This is a genomic window from Aquimarina litoralis, assembly GCF_039523995.1.
In the GTDB taxonomy this organism is placed as follows: domain Bacteria; phylum Bacteroidota; class Bacteroidia; order Flavobacteriales; family Flavobacteriaceae; genus Aquimarina; species Aquimarina litoralis.
This window is the reverse complement of the sequence record NZ_BAAAGE010000003.1, coordinates 604,309-620,983: the sequence shown is the minus strand read 5'-3', so window position 1 is coordinate 620,983 and position 16,675 is coordinate 604,309. Positions and strand designations below refer to the sequence as shown.

18 protein-coding genes are annotated in these 16,675 nt (G+C 33.1%); 6 read left to right on the top strand and 12 right to left on the bottom strand.

The features are described 5' to 3' along the window. Positions 1–103 precede the first annotated feature (103 nt). From ABD077_RS16990 to recR, 4 genes are all read right to left on the bottom strand, one after another. The gene (locus ABD077_RS16990) at positions 104–895 is read right to left on the bottom strand and encodes an SH3 domain-containing protein (protein WP_343913439.1); all 792 of its coding nucleotides are present in this window, start codon (positions 893–895) and stop codon (positions 104–106) included. 135 nt (positions 896–1,030) lie between these two features. Continuing rightward, positions 1,031–2,374, bottom strand: a complete 1,344-nt coding sequence (locus ABD077_RS16985) for a dihydrolipoamide acetyltransferase family protein (RefSeq protein ID WP_343913438.1) — start codon at positions 2,372–2,374, stop codon at positions 1,031–1,033. A gap of 90 nt (positions 2,375–2,464) precedes the next feature. Then, entirely contained in the window at positions 2,465–3,574 is a 1,110-nt protein-coding gene (locus ABD077_RS16980; protein ID WP_343913820.1) for a glycosyltransferase family 2 protein, read from the bottom strand. Positions 3,575–3,619: 45 nt separating this feature from the next. Beyond that, positions 3,620–4,240 (bottom strand): recombination mediator RecR, encoded by a 621-nt coding sequence (gene recR, locus ABD077_RS16975; protein ID WP_343913437.1) that lies wholly within the window; start codon positions 4,238–4,240, stop codon positions 3,620–3,622. A 182-nt stretch (positions 4,241–4,422) separates the two neighbouring features. Between recR and ABD077_RS16970 the strand changes: the two genes are divergently transcribed. From ABD077_RS16970 to secA, 4 genes are all read left to right on the top strand, one after another. After that, on the top strand, positions 4,423–4,587 hold the full coding sequence (locus tag ABD077_RS16970) for a hypothetical protein (RefSeq protein ID WP_299898887.1): 165 nt from the start codon (positions 4,423–4,425) through the stop codon (positions 4,585–4,587). A 114-nt stretch (positions 4,588–4,701) separates the two neighbouring features. Next, a complete protein-coding gene (locus ABD077_RS16965) occupies positions 4,702–5,277 on the top strand; it encodes a cob(I)yrinic acid a,c-diamide adenosyltransferase (protein ID WP_343913436.1) in 576 nt (191 codons plus the stop codon). A 140-nt stretch (positions 5,278–5,417) separates the two neighbouring features. Beyond that, positions 5,418–5,639, top strand: coding sequence for a DUF2795 domain-containing protein (locus ABD077_RS16960; protein ID WP_006989959.1), 222 nt, complete (start codon positions 5,418–5,420; stop codon positions 5,637–5,639). 231 nt (positions 5,640–5,870) lie between these two features. Beyond that, positions 5,871–9,227: a preprotein translocase subunit SecA gene (gene secA, locus ABD077_RS16955; protein WP_343913435.1), complete on the top strand. Its 3,357-nt coding sequence runs from the start codon at positions 5,871–5,873 to the stop codon at positions 9,225–9,227. A gap of 73 nt (positions 9,228–9,300) precedes the next feature. On the opposite strand, the gene ABD077_RS16950 is transcribed toward secA, so the two are convergent. Continuing rightward, positions 9,301–9,909 carry a hypothetical protein gene (locus ABD077_RS16950; RefSeq protein ID WP_343913434.1) on the bottom strand — a complete coding sequence of 203 codons (609 nt, stop codon included), beginning with the start codon at positions 9,907–9,909 and terminating at the stop codon, positions 9,301–9,303. Then, entirely contained in the window at positions 9,906–10,244 is a 339-nt protein-coding gene (locus tag ABD077_RS16945; protein ID WP_299606680.1) for a PadR family transcriptional regulator, read from the bottom strand. Before ABD077_RS16945 ends, ABD077_RS16950 begins: the two co-directional genes overlap by 4 nt. A gap of 129 nt (positions 10,245–10,373) precedes the next feature. On the opposite strand from ABD077_RS16945, the gene ABD077_RS16940 reads away from it, so the two are divergent. Next, a complete protein-coding gene (locus ABD077_RS16940) occupies positions 10,374–10,952 on the top strand; it encodes a DUF4377 domain-containing protein (protein WP_343913433.1) in 579 nt (192 codons plus the stop codon). Positions 10,953–11,050: 98 nt separating this feature from the next. Here ABD077_RS16940 and ABD077_RS16935 read toward each other — a convergent pair whose 3' ends face one another. The 5 genes from ABD077_RS16935 to ABD077_RS16915 form a co-directional block, all read right to left on the bottom strand. Further along, positions 11,051–11,686 (bottom strand): hypothetical protein, encoded by a 636-nt coding sequence (locus tag ABD077_RS16935; RefSeq protein WP_343913432.1) that lies wholly within the window; start codon positions 11,684–11,686, stop codon positions 11,051–11,053. A gap of 357 nt (positions 11,687–12,043) precedes the next feature. Beyond that, complete coding sequence (locus ABD077_RS16930) at positions 12,044–12,733, bottom strand: peptidoglycan DD-metalloendopeptidase family protein (RefSeq protein ID WP_343913431.1); 690 nt, start codon at positions 12,731–12,733, stop codon at positions 12,044–12,046. Next, a complete protein-coding gene (locus ABD077_RS16925; protein WP_343913430.1) occupies positions 12,726–14,057 on the bottom strand; it encodes a flavin-containing monooxygenase in 1,332 nt (443 codons plus the stop codon). Before ABD077_RS16925 ends, ABD077_RS16930 begins: the two co-directional genes overlap by 8 nt. Before the next feature lie 83 nt (positions 14,058–14,140). After that, positions 14,141–14,533, bottom strand: coding sequence for a hypothetical protein (locus tag ABD077_RS16920; RefSeq protein ID WP_343913429.1), 393 nt, complete (start codon positions 14,531–14,533; stop codon positions 14,141–14,143). Next, positions 14,517–15,104: an RNA polymerase sigma factor gene (locus tag ABD077_RS16915; RefSeq protein ID WP_343913428.1), complete on the bottom strand. Its 588-nt coding sequence runs from the start codon at positions 15,102–15,104 to the stop codon at positions 14,517–14,519. Before ABD077_RS16915 ends, ABD077_RS16920 begins: the two co-directional genes overlap by 17 nt. 144 nt (positions 15,105–15,248) lie before the next feature. On the opposite strand from ABD077_RS16915, the gene ABD077_RS16910 reads away from it, so the two are divergent. Then, positions 15,249–15,608: a DUF6249 domain-containing protein gene (locus tag ABD077_RS16910; RefSeq protein WP_343913427.1), complete on the top strand. Its 360-nt coding sequence runs from the start codon at positions 15,249–15,251 to the stop codon at positions 15,606–15,608. Positions 15,609–15,689: 81 nt separating this feature from the next. On the opposite strand, the gene ABD077_RS16905 is transcribed toward ABD077_RS16910, so the two are convergent. Next, on the bottom strand, positions 15,690–16,322 hold the full coding sequence (locus tag ABD077_RS16905; protein WP_343913426.1) for a hypothetical protein: 633 nt from the start codon (positions 16,320–16,322) through the stop codon (positions 15,690–15,692). Between the last annotated feature and the right edge of the window lie 353 nt (positions 16,323–16,675).

Genomic DNA, 16,675 nt, shown 5'->3' with positions numbered 1-16,675 from the left:
TACTATCTATATAATTAGTGCACATTGTAGCGCTTTTGTTACAACAAATTAACAAAAGCATACTTATATAAGGAACCTTCTCCAGATCATACTCTTATCAAAACTAAGCCGAACAGTCGCAATCATCCATCAAAACAAGCCACCAATTATCATCTGCCGTTATAAAATACATAGTTTTGATAATGCTTTTGTCTTTTAAAATATCTACCTTAATTTTCTCACTGTCATGATATTTTTTTGGAATATCAATTTGTCCTGCAGTATCTTTTCCCATATCGTAAAAGGTAGGAAATTCATCTATTTTACTGTAATACACTCCATCTGCTTCTTTACTATTATCACAAAAACCATCTTTAGGTGGTTGATTTTCAAATAATGTAAGAGGACCTATCGGAAGAAATAAAGGTATATAAGATTCAAAGCTATCCAATACGCAGGTTGAACCTGGATTAAAAAGTCGATGTACACCTATTTCTTTTTTTACGAACTGAGTTACTTTAGGCGATTTATCTTTTATAAGATTATTGATATCCTTGTTAAAAAAAGAGATCTCTAAAAAGTATTTTAAAAAAGGCTGAAAATTGTGTACAGAAGCTTTTTGTTTTATAGAGGTTTGCGAACCAAAAACCCATCCTTTTTTACCGTTAAAATCTATGTAATACCAAAAATCTCTCCTACCTCTGATTACTTGTGCATCTGATTTTTGTAGAACCACACAAACATCTCCTTCATTTAGTTTCATGACAACTTTGCCTGTTTTAGGCGTCTCACGAACCCAGATACCTTTGCCTTCTATAAGCAATGTCTCTTGCCCCAAAAGTATATTAGCACTGAACATAAGTGTTAATACCAGAAACATGGGTTGATTTACTTTCCTCAGAATAGTGTTTCTCATCACGATTATTATCTCTACTATCAGGAAAACAAATTTGAACAAAATCCAATTGTAGTACCACACCGTTTTCAGTGAAATAAAAAAACCACACTTGGTGTAGTATGGTTTTATCTAATATTTTATTTAAAAAATTCTTTAGAACTCTCTATTTGCATCAAATGCTTCTAAATAATCTTTCACTCTTTGCACAAACTGTCCTCCTAATGCTCCATTTACTACTCTATGATCATACGAGTGAGATAAGAACATTTTATAGCGGATACCAATAAAATCTCCATCAGGTGTTTCTATTACTGCAGGTACTTTACGAATAGCTCCTAACGCTAAAATAGCTACTTGAGGTTGATTAATAATAGGAGTTCCCATAATGCTGCCAAAAGTACCCACGTTGGTTACCGTATAAGTCCCATCCTGAATATCATCTGGCTTTAGCGCATTGTTTCTTGCACGATTCGCTAAGTCGTTTACAGCTTTTGTCATCCCTACCAGATTCAACTGATCTGCATTTTTGATAACTGGTACGATAAGGTTTCCATCTGGTAAGGCAGCCGCCATTCCTAAATTAATATTCTTCTTTTTGATAATAGAATCTCCTGAAACTGAAATATTAATTAATGGGAAATCTCGAATTGCCTTAGCAACAGCTTCCATAAATATAGGAGTAAACGTTAGTTTTTCTCCTTCCCTCTTCATAAAGTCACCTTTTACTTTATTTCTCCAATTCCAAATATTTGTAACATCAGCTTCAATAAATGACTGTACATGTGCTGAAGTCTGCACGGATGCTACCATGTGATGAGAAATCAATTTACCCATTCTGGTCATCTCGATAATTTCATCATCTCCAGAAGCCACCACTGGAGTTGCTTTTGGAGTTTCTTTCTTTGGAGCTGGAGCAACTTCTTTGACAACTTCAGTTTTAGGTGCTGCAGCTACAGGAGTTGTTTTTCCAGCTTTTCGATCTTCAACATATTGTAAAATATCATTCTTCGTTACCCTACCATCTTTACCAGTTCCTGATATACTTTCTAATTCTGCCACCGAAATACCTTCTGCAGAAGCTATATTTTTTACTAATGGCGAATAAAACTTAGAACTTTCAGAATAGTCAGCAGTTGCATTTACAGTAACCGCTTCTTTCACCACTGCAATATCATTTTCTATAACCGCTGCCGCTGCTTCTGGAGCTGCAACTTCTTTAGGAGTTTCTGCTGGAGACACATCAACACTACCTTCTCCCTCTGTCTCTATAATGGCAATTGTTTGACCAACTTTTACTACATCATCAACTTCAAAAAGTTTTTCAACCAATACTCCTTCTACTTCACAAGGTACTTCACTATCCACTTTATCCGTTGCAATCTCCAATACTGCATCGTCCATTTCGATAGTATCACCAACCTCTTTTAACCAAGTTGTTATCGTTGCTTCTGCAACACTTTCACCCATCTTCGGAAGTTTAAGCTCAAATTTTGCCATATTCTTAATCAAAGGTATTTATTAGTTATATTTTTTGCGAAATTAATAAAATTAAAGCTCTTAGATTATTTTTTCTTTATTAAAGTTTATTTAAAAAGTGATTACCTCTCCTTTTCCATCACTAAAATCACTTCCTAACATAAAATCACATCCCTTGGGAATGATCTTAAAGGTTATATTCAAATTCTTTAATTGTTGCATTTCTTCAATAATCTCTCCAAAGCTTACAAAATCATTGTCAAAGATAAGTTCGTTATTACTATATCCCAAATCACGAGCAGATTCCAAAGAAGTAAATTGCACTTCTTTTTGTAAAACGTTTATGAGTCGCTCTCTTATCTCCTCATTATCAGATACCAAATAATAACTTTCAGTTATCTCCTTTTCTTTATGGTAATTTTTAAAAGATTGTACTATGGAAGTAAGTCTAATGCCCACCGAAACTATTGTATCTAAAAACCAATTACTCTTAAAGTGTTTTCGATAAAATAATCGCATTGCTCCGTAAAAACGTTTTATATACTCAGCATTTCGATCTGTACTTTCTCCTTTGTAATGAATCACAGGGATCGAACCTATATAATAGTTCTCCAACCCCTTTCTCTTAATTTTATAAGAAAGATCAATATCCTCCCCATACATAAAATAATCCTCATCAAAGCCAGACACAGATTCATAGACAGTTTTTTTAACCAAGATAAATGCTCCTACGAGTATATCTACATCACCAATATCAGTCTCGGATATATGATCAGCATAATAATTTTTAACCTTACCTAGCTTAATTCCAAACAGACGTCTAAACGATGTTAAAGGAGAAGGTACATTACGTTTACTCTCTGGCAAAAAACTACCCGTTCCATCAATTAATCTAGGTCCCACCATTCCCATATGAAACAGTTTCTTTGAACTCGACAGAATATTAGAAAATGTATCTTCAGCGACTACCGTATCTGGATTAAGAATGCATATATATTCTCCCTTAGCTATAGCCACACCTTGATTGTTTGCTTTGGCAAAGCCTACGTTTTCTTTATTCTCTACAAGTATAACATTGGGAAAGCGCTCTTTTATTACTTCACAACTATTATCCGGAGAATTATTATCAATAACAATAATTTCTGCATCTAGATCTTTTGCAGCCTCCTGTACACTAAGAACACAGAGCTCTAAAAAATGACGTACATTGTAATTAAGAATGATAACTGATAGTTCCAGGAGATATTTTTTTAATTAGGTAATATATTAAGAACTCTTCAAAGCGTTTTCGAAAGGAATTCGATTTATGATACTTCGACCCAATGTCACTTCATCTGCATATTCTAGTTCGTCATTCACACCTATTCCCCGAGCAATGGTAGCTATTTTAACCTCTACCCCCTCTAATTGTTTATAAATATAAAAATTAGTCGTATCACCTTCCATGGTAGCACTAAGCGCAAAAATCAATTCATTCACCTGACCTGATTTTACCTTTTCAACTAAAGTATGAATTTTAAGGTCCTGAGGACCGATCCCATCCATTGGACTAATTTTCCCTCCCAAAACATGATATAATCCTCTATACTGTCCAGTACTTTCTATTGCCATAACATCCCGAATATCCTCTACAACACATACAATATCCTGAATTCTATTTGGGTTACTACAAATATCACAGATTTCTACATCGCTAATACTATGACATTTTTTACAGAACTTTACATCTTCTCTTAGGGTTCCTAAAGCTTTTACTAAATGTTGCGTTTGGGTTTCTGGTTGACGTAATAGATGTAAAACTAATCTCAACGCAGTTCGTTTACCTATACCAGGCAATTGAGACATTTCATACACTGCATTTTCCAATAATTTTGATGAGAATTCCATAGCGATACAAATGTACTAAAATAGTATGTGAGTTGATTAGTTTTTGAGATTTGGAATTTAGCAGGCTGATTCTATAAAAAAACCATCAAAATAAACCGTTAATTACTCACTGCAATACTCACTTACTCAACTACTAGAATACTCACTACTATTTTACTACTTTTACCACAAAACATCGAACCATGCTTGAATCACTTTCTGAAGAAACCCAATTGGTATTGCTTGTTATTGGAATTGCAGTATTATTTTTCATTGTTCGCTGGAATTCTGCCAGAAACAAAAGAAAACTATACCAACGAGACGGTAGAGATTTTAGGAAAAATTATTTTAAGAAGAAAAAGAAATGAGTTTTCCATGGTTTTGGATCGCAGTAGGTATCGGAGCAGTATTTGTTTACCTTAATGTTAAAAAAGCTAAGCAAGATATTTCGAATTATAAAAAGGAAAATCAAGAAAAAACAGATGAAAATATACACAAAAACAGGAGATAAAGGTACAACAGCGCTTTTTGGTGGTACTAGAGTTCCAAAACATCATATTCGTATTGACAGTTATGGGACTGTAGATGAACTAAATTCTCATATAGGACTTATCAGAGATCAGAAAATTGACGAACTCAGTAAAAATATATTAGTAAAAATTCAGGATAGGTTATTTACTGTAGGAGCTGTTTTAGCTACCGATCCTGAGAAAGCTATTTTAAAGAGCGGAAAGAAAAGACTAAACATCCCTACTATTTCTCCTGAAGACATTACGCTCTTAGAAACTGAAATGGATCGTATGAACGAATCTTTACCACCAATGACACATTTTGTTTTACCTGGAGGACACCAAACCGTGTCATTCTGTCACATTGCACGCTGTGTATGCAGAAGAGCAGAGCGTTTAGCAACTGCTTTATATGAAATATCACCTTTTGAAGAGACTACTTTACAATACTTAAACCGACTATCTGACTATCTGTTTGTACTGGCACGAAAGTTGTCACACGATTTACAAGCAGAAGAGATAAAATGGATTCCTCAAAAAGATTCTTAAATGCTCTACAGCTTTAAAAATAAATCAAGGGTAATACCCAAAAAATCACGTTCTTATAATTATTGTTTAAATAATTAATTTTTTACTTGACTTTTTAAACTAAAAAATTATTTTTGCAAAAAAATTAATACCAGCAGCATATGTATTGGACTTTAGAATTAGCATCTTATTTAAGTGATGCACCTTGGCCAGCAACCAAAGATGAGTTAATTGACTATGCAATTCGTACGGGAGCACCGCTGGAGGTTGTGGAAAACCTACAATCGATTGAAGATGAAGGAGATTCGTATGATTCTATAGAAGAGATATGGCCAGATTATCCTACCGACGAAGATTATCTTTGGAATGAGGATGAATATTAAAAAAATATTTAAATAGTACTAAAAGTCTCGCAAGAGGCTTTTTTTTTGCGTAAATTACGCCCTTCCCTAGGCTTACCAAAGCCCTGTGAAGCATTGTATAATATTGCCTGTAAGGCACAGAGATTACCACAAATTCAACAAACCTAAATAGTAGTTAAAATACTATTAGATGATGTAACAAATTGAATCTTATTGTATATCTCAAAATAAACACATAACCATAAATCAATCATGGGAGTTTTAGATTCTGTATTAAAAGTATTCGTTGGAGATAAATCCAAAAAAGATATAAAAGAAATTCAACCGAAAGTTGAATTAATAAAAAAAGCAGCAGGCGGTATAGCTGCTCTTTCCGACAATGAACTACGCGAAAAAACTGTAGAGTTCAAAAAGTTTATTAACGATGCTCGTGCGGATATCAATGCTAAAATAGACTCTCTAAAAGAAGAAGCAGATGCTACAGAAGATATCGATAGAAAAGAAGATATCTATGGAGAGATTGATAAACTAAAGAAAGATGCCTACGAAGCGACCGAAAAAGCATTAAATACCATTTTACCAGAAGCTTTTGCTGTGGTTAAAGAAACTGCTAAAAGATTCGCAGAAAATGAAACGATAACCGTTGAAGCAACTGCATACGACAGAGAACTATCAGGAACTAGAGATCATATCACCTTAGACGGAGATCAAGCTATCTGGTCTACTAGTTGGGATGCTGCCGGTAAAGAAGTGAAATGGGATATGATTCACTATGATGTGCAGTTAATTGGTGGTATCGCTTTACACGAAGGAAAAGTAGCAGAAATGCAAACTGGAGAAGGTAAAACGTTAGTAGCTACCTTACCAGTATATTTAAATGCATTGTCTGGTAATGGTGTACACTTAGTAACGGTAAATGATTACCTAGCACGACGTGATAGTGAATGGATGGCACCGATCTTTCAGTTCCATGGCCTAACGGTAGACTGTATTGATAATCACAGACCAAATTCTGCAGAACGAAGAGCTGCTTACAATGCAGATATTACCTATGGGACTAATAATGAGTTTGGTTTTGACTACCTAAGAGATAACATGTCTCACGCACCGGAAGATTTGGTACAAAGACCGCATAATTATGCTATTATTGACGAGGTAGATTCTGTATTAATCGATGATGCTCGTACTCCTCTAATTATTTCTGGACCTATTCCGAAAGGAGATATTCACGAATTTAACGAACTAAAACCAAAAATTGCAGATATTGTTTCTGTACAACAAAAATATTTAACCTCTGTTCTAGCCGAAGCTAAAAAGTTAATCAAGGAAGGTAACACAAAAGATGGTGGTTTTAAACTTTTACAAGTTTATAGAGGGATTCCTAAGAATAAAGCTTTGATCAAGTTCTTAAGTGAAGAAGGAGTAAAAATGCTACTTCAAAAAACTGAGAATTTCTATATGCAAGACAACAATCGCGAGATGCACAAAATTGATGCTGATCTGTACTACGTGATTGAGGAAAAAAATAATCAAATAGATCTTACCGATAAAGGTGTTGAATATCTTTCTGGTAAGGATGATCCAGATTTCTTCGTACTTCCGCAGATCGGAATGGAAATTGCTAAAATAGAAAACCTAGGTCTTTCTAAAGAAGAAGAAGCTGAAAAGAAAGAAGATCTGTTTAGAGACTACAGCGTAAAAAGCGAGCGTATTCATACTTTACGACAATTACTAAAGGCATATTCATTATTCGAAAAAGATGTAGAATATGTGGTTATGGATAACAAAGTAAAAATCGTAGATGAGCAGACTGGTCGTATTATGGATGGTCGTCGATATAGTGATGGATTACATCAAGCAATAGAAGCCAAAGAAAATGTAAAAATTGAAGATGCTACACAGACTTTTGCTACAGTTACTTTGCAAAACTACTTTAGAATGTATGGTAAGCTATCTGGTATGACAGGAACAGCAGTTACAGAAGCAGGAGAACTTTGGGAAATTTACAAACTTGATGTAGTAGAAATTCCAACAAACCGACCAATTGCGAGAAAAGACAAAGAAGACTTAGTATATAAAACAAAACGTGAGAAATATAACGCAGTGATTGATGAAGTTACTGAGTTAGCAAGAGCAGGAAGACCAGTATTAATTGGTACTACTTCTGTAGAAATTTCTGAATTGCTAGGTAGAATGCTTACCATTCGTAAAGTACCCCACAATGTATTAAATGCGAAACTTCATAAAAAAGAAGCTGACATTGTTGCAGAAGCAGGAAACCCAGGAGTAGTTACTATCGCTACAAATATGGCTGGTCGTGGAACGGATATTAAATTAACCGACGATGTAAAAGCTGCTGGAGGTTTAGCAATTATTGGCACGGAACGCCATGACTCTAGACGAGTAGACAGACAGTTACGTGGTCGTGCTGGGCGTCAGGGAGATCCAGGAAGCTCTCAGTTTTATGTATCTCTAGAAGACAATCTAATGCGTTTATTCGGTTCTGAACGTATCGCAAAGATGATGGATAGAATGGGATTAAAAGAAGGTGAAGTAATCCAACATTCTATGATTTCTAAATCTATTGAGAGAGCACAGAAAAAAGTAGAGGAAAATAACTTTGGTGTACGTAAGAGATTATTAGAATATGATGATGTAATGAACGCTCAGCGTGAAGTAGTATACAAACGACGTTACCACGCCTTATTTGGAGAGCGCTTAAGAGTAGATCTTGCCAATATGATTTATGATACTGCAGAGGTGATTACAGAATCTAACAAGAACGCTCAAGATTATAAGAACTTTGAATTTGAACTGATACGTTATTTTTCTATGAGTAGCCCTATAAGTGCTAACGAATTTGAAAAAATGGATACCCAGAAGATTGCTGGAGAAGTTTACAAAGCAGCTTATGAACACTATCAGGATAAGATGAAGCGTAATGCGGAAGCAGCTTATCCAGTGATCAAACAAGTATATGAAGACCCATCAAGCAATTATGAACGTATTTTAGTTCCTTTTACAGATGGCGTTAAAAGTCTAAACGTTGCTACCAATCTAGAAAAAGCATATGAAAGTGAAGGAAAGCAACTAATAACAGACTTTGAAAAGAATATCACTTTAGCCATTATCGATGATGCTTGGAAAACACATCTTCGTAAGATGGATGAATTAAAACAAAGTGTTCAGTTGGCAGTACACGAACAAAAAGATCCTTTGTTAATCTACAAGTTCGAAGCTTTTGAATTGTTTAAAGCGATGATTGAAGATGTAAATAAAGATGTGATCTCATTCTTATTCAAAGGAGAATTACCAACTGGTAATACACAAGATATTTCTGAAGCTCGACAGGTACGTAAAAAGGAAAAATTAGAAATTTCTAAAGAAGAAATTCCCAATATGGATGAACGTGCTGCGCAAAACAGAGCGGCAGGACAAACTCAACAACGTCCACAAGTAACAGAAACTATTACACGCGACCAACCAAAAATAGGGCGTAATGATAAAGTTACTATCAAACACGTGATGAGTGGAGAAAATAAAACTGTAAAATACAAACAAGCAATCCCATTAATCGAAAAAGGAGAATGGGTACTTGTGAATGAATAAGTAAGTATTAAACAATAAAGAAAAAACTCCCTTAGAAATGATATCTAAGGGAGTTTTTTTTTGAAGCTAATTTCTAAGCCAAAGATTTTTTATACATCGTAAAGAATAAAAATGGAAGGTATCCCACTGCAAAAATAAGTCCTCCTGCCAGCAATAACACCTCTGCTCCCATCCAATGCATTACTTTAAATAGACCTGCCAGACCAACAACAACGGCTGAAACGCAACCAAGAATGATTTTTAATCGTTCTGATAGATTTTTTGCGATTGTTACTTTATACCTATCTATAGTTACTATAGGAACAAAAATTAATAACAATACTAAAAAACCTGTCATCAATAACATGTTAGCACCTGGGTACCATAGTAGTTTAAATACGATCCCTGTTGTTAACGTCAGTGATCCAATAAATCCAATTAAATACATCAGTTTTTTCATCATAATAATTCGTTTTGAGTTTAATAAAAAAAATGTTTTCTTTTCTAAATCAATCAATCCATTCGGTGCCAGATCAAACACAGCGTCCTTTAATGACTGATCGAATGTTTTTCCTGCTCTAAGATCACTCTCTACTACACAGCATAGATGATCAAGAATATCATCTCTTAGAGATACCAACCTAAAGTCTTGCTTGTCTACAAATTCTTCGATTCTTTTTTCCTGCTCTTCATCTAATCTCATATGACATCTAGTTTTGGAAAAATTACCTTATTCAGGGTCTCCATAAAGTCCTTTAACTCCTCGAGATAGTTCACTTTTTCTTCTTCTCCTTTAGTGGTCAACAAGTAATACTTTCGCACTCTTTTACCCACATATTCTTCCTCACAAGACAATAGACCATCTTTTCGCATTTTTTGAAGTGCTGGATACAAAGACCCATCTTTCAACAATATTTTACCATCAGACCTTTCCTTTACCTGTTGAAAAATCTCATACCCGTACATTCTTCCTTTTTCTGATAAAAGATTAAGAATGATTACCGACAATGTTCCTTTTAAAAGTTCTTTTGAATACATAGTTCAAATATACATAAAAAAACAATACATCATAATTCTATGTATTATTTTTATGTTTTGGAAATATTTATAGCAGATCATCCCCGCAACCATCTGGGCAATTTTGAATCTTATAACAAACAATCAATCATGAAAAAGCTAACTCTTTTACTAATCATATCGTTAACTACAATCACATGTAAAGATGACGATGAACATATGGAAATCACCTCAATTCGAGTAAACCATTATTTAGACACAGGTTTTATCACCTTTTTTGGAGATCTTGGAGTAATTAACTTAATCCAAGAAGGAGATCAAATTGGGCAAGAAGAATTTTTAAGTAGTTATGAAGGAATTCAAGGATTTCAGTATGAACTTGGTTTTATACATGATCTTTTAGTAAAGAAAACTCAAATATCTGATCCACCTCAGGACGGTTCTAGTATTAAAATAGAGTTAATTGAAGTACTATCAAAGCAACCGGTACTTTTGGATACTGAATTCAGAATACAGTTAACTTTACATACTAATAACGATACGTTTCTAAATTGGGTGGAACTAGATCAGGAAAACAACTTTTATTTAACCAACTCCACTATTTCTATAAACTGTGGAGATTTATGTTCAGAGCTGATAAACCATATTAACAATCAAGAACAAATTACTGGGGTGTTTACACATGGAGAGGGAAACTCCTACATCTTAAAAGAAATAATAAACGAATAACAAACTTAAAACCTTTATAAAAAATCAAAGCGGACTGAAAATCAATCCGCTTTAATTAATGGATCCTAGATCCTGTTTCCCCCCACTTTTACAGATTTTTACAAATCTGTAAGTGTATTTTGACTTTCTGTAAACTTTTCAACGATTACAGAAGCTCCTTTACTATTTTCTAAAACATATAATCCTACAGGTAATTGACTTAAATCGATTACGTTAGTAGTTTTTGACAATACGTGTACTGTATCTTTTACTTCAAATAACTTTAACTTATCCCCATCTTCGAAATCTATCACTTCGATAACATCCCCATTTCTTTCAATAGCTAATAAGTTATCATTCTTATTTACATATGTATTGATAAACTCCTCCTCTACACTTACAGCCTCTTCACTTACCAATTCACTATCAGCCTCCACTACAAAATCTTCTTCTATAGTAATAACTGCTCCATCTATAATAAGCTCTTCTTCCTGACGGTCAATGATTACAGACTTTCCTTCGTTATTCTCTAACAAATAAGATCCTATTGGTAATTGACTTAAATCAATAAAAGAGTATGATTTAGATAAGATATGATCACCAGACTCTAATTCAAATAATTTAAGCTTGTCTCCATCTTCGAAATTAAGAACTTCGATCGTCATACCATCCTGCTGAACAGTAAGCTTATTATCTTCGTTTGCAAAAATCGTTAGTGATAAAAATAGACTGAATATTAGGGCTGTAACTTTCATTTTATTCGGGGGCTTTAAAGTTAAGTTATTACGGCTTTACCATACAAGTATAGTTCAAAATATCTGTGCCACCAACTAGAAATCAGACTTTTAGATCAAATAGCTCGAATTTTCGTTCAAATACAAAAATATTGTTAAAAAAAATACAAATAACTGATTTTCAATTATTTAAAAAACAAAAAACGAAATAAAACTGTTTAACGACATTGTTTAATCGTTTAAAAACACAAATTTCTTCCTACAAATCATCATAGATCTAAAAAATTGAAAAAATAATTAACAAAGCATTTACATACTTTTCAGGTAGTTTATTGGCCAAATCGAACTCAAAACTGCGAATTGTGGCATATAGAAGTATTAGATCTTTAACAACAAATTGGGATCGGGGCAATTCTCTAGATAGAAGTCTAGATCTATTTTATTAGATACGCCTGGATAATCCCCTTTCTTATCCTCAATATCTTTTATAATTTGAAAATGTAAATGAGGGGCATAGTCACCATTAACTTCTGCAGAGCCTAATTGTGCAATCACTTCTCCTTTTTTGAAACTTTGACCGATAGTGAGATCTTCTATCGATTTTTCACTTAAGTGACCATATAAAGTATAAAAGGTAATAGATTGAATCGTATGCTCTAAAATAATCGTTGGACCATAGTCACCAAAGTTTTGATTATTCTTAAAACTGTGAACCTTTCCTTCTAAAGGAGCTAACACATCTGTACCCGCATCACACCAAACATCTAATCCTAAATGAATATTTCTTTCGGTTTCAGGATCTTGTTGATTAAAATGTTCACTCCTATTATAAATCCCTCTTTTTTCATTATACCCACCAAAAGCAACTAATGCATTGCGTGTCTTTAAATATTCATTTATATATATATCGAATGCAGCAGAAGAAGAAACGTCTATTACCTTTAGAGATGGATTATCTAATGATAAATCTATAGGAGCATAGTCTTTTTTGGAAAACTGTGCATTAACTACTGGAACAAAATTTTGCGAGAGAGTATTTATAAATTTAGAAAATGGAGTTTCAATCATGATAAGCTTTTTGTGTTTTTGGTGTTTTATGAATCCAATTTTTAGGTAATTGTTTTAGTAATGCTTTCCTAAACTTATGATAATCGACTGTTATGGTATGCCTAGGAGTATCAATTTGTCTGTAATGTGGATGGGTAATTTCTTTTTTACATAGCTTACTGATATTCGAAGGCATTTTCCATGTTCCTGTTAAATAGTTAGCTAGTAATTTACTTTGTAATTCTGATCCAGGCCAGATACACCCTAAAGGTTGAAACATTCCTACAAAAAACAAATTATGATACGTTTCATGAAACATCTTTAAATACAAGGGAACAGCTCCTGAACTATAATCAATAAATGAAGAATCAAAAAACGGATGCTTTAATATATATCCTGTACATGCAATAATAGTATCAAAATCTTCTTTAGTTCCATCTTTAAAAGATACTGTTTGCCCATCTACACTATCAATATCTACTTTTGGATGCACTTTTCCGTGTCTTAATTTGTACAAAAGCTCATCATTAATTGTTGGATGTGTTGCTCCGAATTTAGTTTTAACTTCTTGTAGTCCATACAATTTATTACTACCAAGCATTATTTTTAGTAAGATATCATTAAACCAACTTCTGATCCTCAATGGAAGCCACGCTGATCTTGCTCCTACAACATCTGAAGGCAACCCAAAAAAGAACTTAGGAATAATACGGTAACCTCTTCGCCAGCTAATCGCTGTAGTTTTACTTACTCTACTTGTTTCTACTGCTACATCGCAGGCCGAATTACCACCACCAATAACAAGAACTCTTTTATTTGTAAAAGGAGCAGCCTTTTTGTAAGCATGAGAATGGATAAAATCACCAGAAAACTTTCCTGGATAATCTGGAATTCTAGGAACAGAATGATGCCCGTTACAAACTACTAAATCTGTAAACTTTTCTAATCGTTCTTTTCCGTTTTGAACAATCGAAATATTCCATTGCGTTTCATTTATTCTTTTACAATATTTTACTTCAGTTTCAAATTCTATAAAAGGATACAAATTAAAATGTTTGGCATACGCCTGAAAATATCTTCTTAATTCATCATGTGAGGGATAATCCGCTACTGTGGCATCAAAATCATCAAAAGTAAAATCCTCGTATTGTGATAAGGTCTTGGAGCTAATGATATGTGTAGTTTCGAAAACACTAGAATGACTTATATTCTCAGAAAAGATCCAATTACCACCCACATCTAGATTGCGATCATATACTACAACCTCAAGATCTTTATCCTTCAAATTTTTTAGTGCTGTAATTCCACTAGGACCTGCTCCAATAATACATATTCTTTTTTTCATACTTTAAGCTAACTAAAGCGTAGGTAAAATAAAGAATGTATTGATTTTTAAAAAATATTTTTGGTTTACAACACTAAAAAGTTCTAAACAGAATACGATTTATCCATTCTTCTTTTGATTACGGTGATTTGTATAGCCAATAAAATAGCTAGAAAAATGATTCCGTACATCGTAGTATTATGGAATTTAAAGCCTGAAAATGGATTTTCTATTTTTGGTAAACTTATTAAAGAACCATTTACATTATCAAAAAGAGAATTTCCTTCAGAAAAATATAGAAGAATTGCCAATATACTGAATACTACCATGCCGATAAACATCCAAGCTTTTTTGGAAATTAACGGCTGATACACCAAAGGTTCATGTACTGGAATAGTTTTTACTTCTTGCATTACATTTTGCAAAAAATCCAAGGATGGAGATTCGTTTCCGGCTTCCTTTACTAATCTTCCTATGTCATTATATTGCTCTTCCATTCCTAGTATTCATTTCTGGTGAAACATAATGTCTAAGTACCGAATATAACTTTTTTCTACTTCGGTACAGTTTTATTTTAATATTTTCTTCGGTTAAGCCTACAATTTCTTTTATTTCTTTTACACTTTTTTCTTCAAAATAGTATAACGTTACAATTGCAGCCTCTTCTTCTGGCAGTTTAAGAATGCTATCAGCTATTATTTTCTTTCTTTCTTTGGTTTGCAAATAATTTAATGCGTCATTTACCATTCCTATTTCTCCTTCGCTAATCTCTTCGATTAACTCTGTGGATACAAACCGTTTTTTTACCTTAATCGCATCAAGGCTTTTGCGATATGCTATAGTGTAAAGCCAAGTAGAAAACTTTGATTCTCCACGGTAATTAACCAATGATTGGTAAGCTTTCACAAAAGTATCTTGCGCTATTTCTTCTGCCTCTTCTTTATTCTTAACCATTCTATATACCACTGTATATACCAAACTTTGATAACGTTGCACCAGTATTCCATAGGAATTTGCATCTCCTTCTAATACTTGGTTGATATAATATTGATCTGATTGATGGTTCATTTATTCATAAGACGAATAAGAATCTTTTTCGGTTACAAAAAATATACAAAATATTTTTTTCTTATTTTTTTGTAACCATAGTTTAGGAAGTGCCGTCATAATGAAAAACGAACAGTTAAGTTAAATTTATTAAATCTAAAAATTATGAGTTTTATTGAAGCACTAATACCACTATCTATATTTGGATGTATTTTTGGTATTTTCTATTTGTTTATAGCTGCTAGAAACAAAGAGCGCATGTCATTAATCGAAAAAGGGGCCGATGCTTCTATTTTCTACAGCAGTAAAGAAAAAAGAGTAACTCCTGTATGGAAAGTCTTTATTCTTAATTTTTCATTATTACTAATGGGTATAGGATCAGGAATCTTTATTGCTGGTATTTTACATTACTCTTTGGGAGTTCACGGAGAAGTGGCATATCCTGGTACGATTTTCTTTATGGCAGGTATGGGATTGTTCACTGGTTTTACGATGACAAAAAACCTAGACAAAAAAGAAAACTAAAATGACCATAAATTATAAAGACCTATCATTTCTGATAGGTCTTCCCCAAATTCTACTTATTTTATATAAATAAAGTAAATCTTAATTATAAGCTACAATGTCGGTATATTCCATCTGCATATCATATTTCTCAATGATGATAGACTGACCTCTATCGTTTTCTAAAATATATTTTCCAACTGACAATTGAGTTAAATCTACAATTTTAGTTGTTTTAGTTAATACATGAATTTTATCAACCACCTCAAATAATTTGATGGTATCTCCTTCTACAAAATCCAAAACCGTAAACACATCACCTTCTCTTGAAACTGCTAATGGATTCACTTCAGAACGGTAATAAATATCTTCTAATTCTTCCTCCACTGTGATTTCAGTTGCAGCCATTCGTTCACTATCCCTTTCCACCATATATTCAGTACCTAATTCTTCAATCACAATATCTTCATCTGTTCTTTCAATCACAACAGATTTTCCTTCATTGTTTTCTAACAAGTACTTCCCTAAAGGCAATAAACTTAAATCAACCTGACCTCTAGTTTTAGACAAAATATGATCTCCAGTCTCTACTTCAAACAATTTTATTTTATCACCTTCTTTAAAATCTACTACAACTACAATAAAACCGTCCTTAGTAATTTGCAAGTTATCTTCATTGGACGCACTTACATTACTAAAGAAAAAGAATGATAAAATAATTACAAAAGCCCTCATTGTCTGGAAATTTAACGGTAAACTTTTTACGTGATTACCATACAATAATATTGTTTAATTACCGTTAATGGAAAAATTTGAGCAACTTTTAGATCAAATGATTTCGATTTTCGATCAATGACACAAAATAGTATTTTTGCGTAGGATTTAAAAATTAAATAACTAACAATCAGTTGTTTAATAATTATTAAACTGTAAGAATCATAGATTAAATACATATTATATAGTTAAAAAGACAATTATGTATATTTTTATTGTTATAGATTTCTTAAAAAATTATTAATAATTCAATCTAAATACAAATTCATTTAACATTATATTAAGGAAATTTCCAAGTACTGAATTGCTGTATT

Coding starts and splice junctions, on each gene's coding strand:
- ABD077_RS16965 (WP_343913436.1), top strand. CDS start 4,702: ATGAAAATATACACAAAAACAGGAGATAAAGGTACAACAGCGCTTTTT.
- ABD077_RS16915 (WP_343913428.1), bottom strand. CDS start 15,104: ATGAACCATCAATCAGATCAATATTATATCAACCAAGTATTAGAAGGA.
- ABD077_RS16905 (WP_343913426.1), bottom strand. CDS start 16,322: ATGAGGGCTTTTGTAATTATTTTATCATTCTTTTTCTTTAGTAATGTA.
- ABD077_RS16930 (WP_343913431.1), bottom strand. CDS start 12,733: ATGATTGAAACTCCATTTTCTAAATTTATAAATACTCTCTCGCAAAAT.
- ABD077_RS16945 (WP_299606680.1), bottom strand. CDS start 10,244: ATGTATTCAAAAGAACTTTTAAAAGGAACATTGTCGGTAATCATTCTT.
- ABD077_RS16935 (WP_343913432.1), bottom strand. CDS start 11,686: ATGAAAGTTACAGCCCTAATATTCAGTCTATTTTTATCACTAACGATT.
- ABD077_RS16950 (WP_343913434.1), bottom strand. CDS start 9,909: ATGAGATTAGATGAAGAGCAGGAAAAAAGAATCGAAGAATTTGTAGAC.
- ABD077_RS16910 (WP_343913427.1), top strand. CDS start 15,249: ATGAGTTTTATTGAAGCACTAATACCACTATCTATATTTGGATGTATT.
- secA (WP_343913435.1), top strand. CDS start 5,871: ATGGGAGTTTTAGATTCTGTATTAAAAGTATTCGTTGGAGATAAATCC.
- ABD077_RS16920 (WP_343913429.1), bottom strand. CDS start 14,533: ATGGAAGAGCAATATAATGACATAGGAAGATTAGTAAAGGAAGCCGGA.
- ABD077_RS16960 (WP_006989959.1), top strand. CDS start 5,418: ATGTATTGGACTTTAGAATTAGCATCTTATTTAAGTGATGCACCTTGG.
- ABD077_RS16940 (WP_343913433.1), top strand. CDS start 10,374: ATGAAAAAGCTAACTCTTTTACTAATCATATCGTTAACTACAATCACA.
- recR (WP_343913437.1), bottom strand. CDS start 4,240: ATGGAATTCTCATCAAAATTATTGGAAAATGCAGTGTATGAAATGTCT.
- ABD077_RS16990 (WP_343913439.1), bottom strand. CDS start 895: ATGAGAAACACTATTCTGAGGAAAGTAAATCAACCCATGTTTCTGGTA.
- ABD077_RS16985 (WP_343913438.1), bottom strand. CDS start 2,374: ATGGCAAAATTTGAGCTTAAACTTCCGAAGATGGGTGAAAGTGTTGCA.
- ABD077_RS16925 (WP_343913430.1), bottom strand. CDS start 14,057: ATGAAAAAAAGAATATGTATTATTGGAGCAGGTCCTAGTGGAATTACA.
- ABD077_RS16970 (WP_299898887.1), top strand. CDS start 4,423: ATGCTTGAATCACTTTCTGAAGAAACCCAATTGGTATTGCTTGTTATT.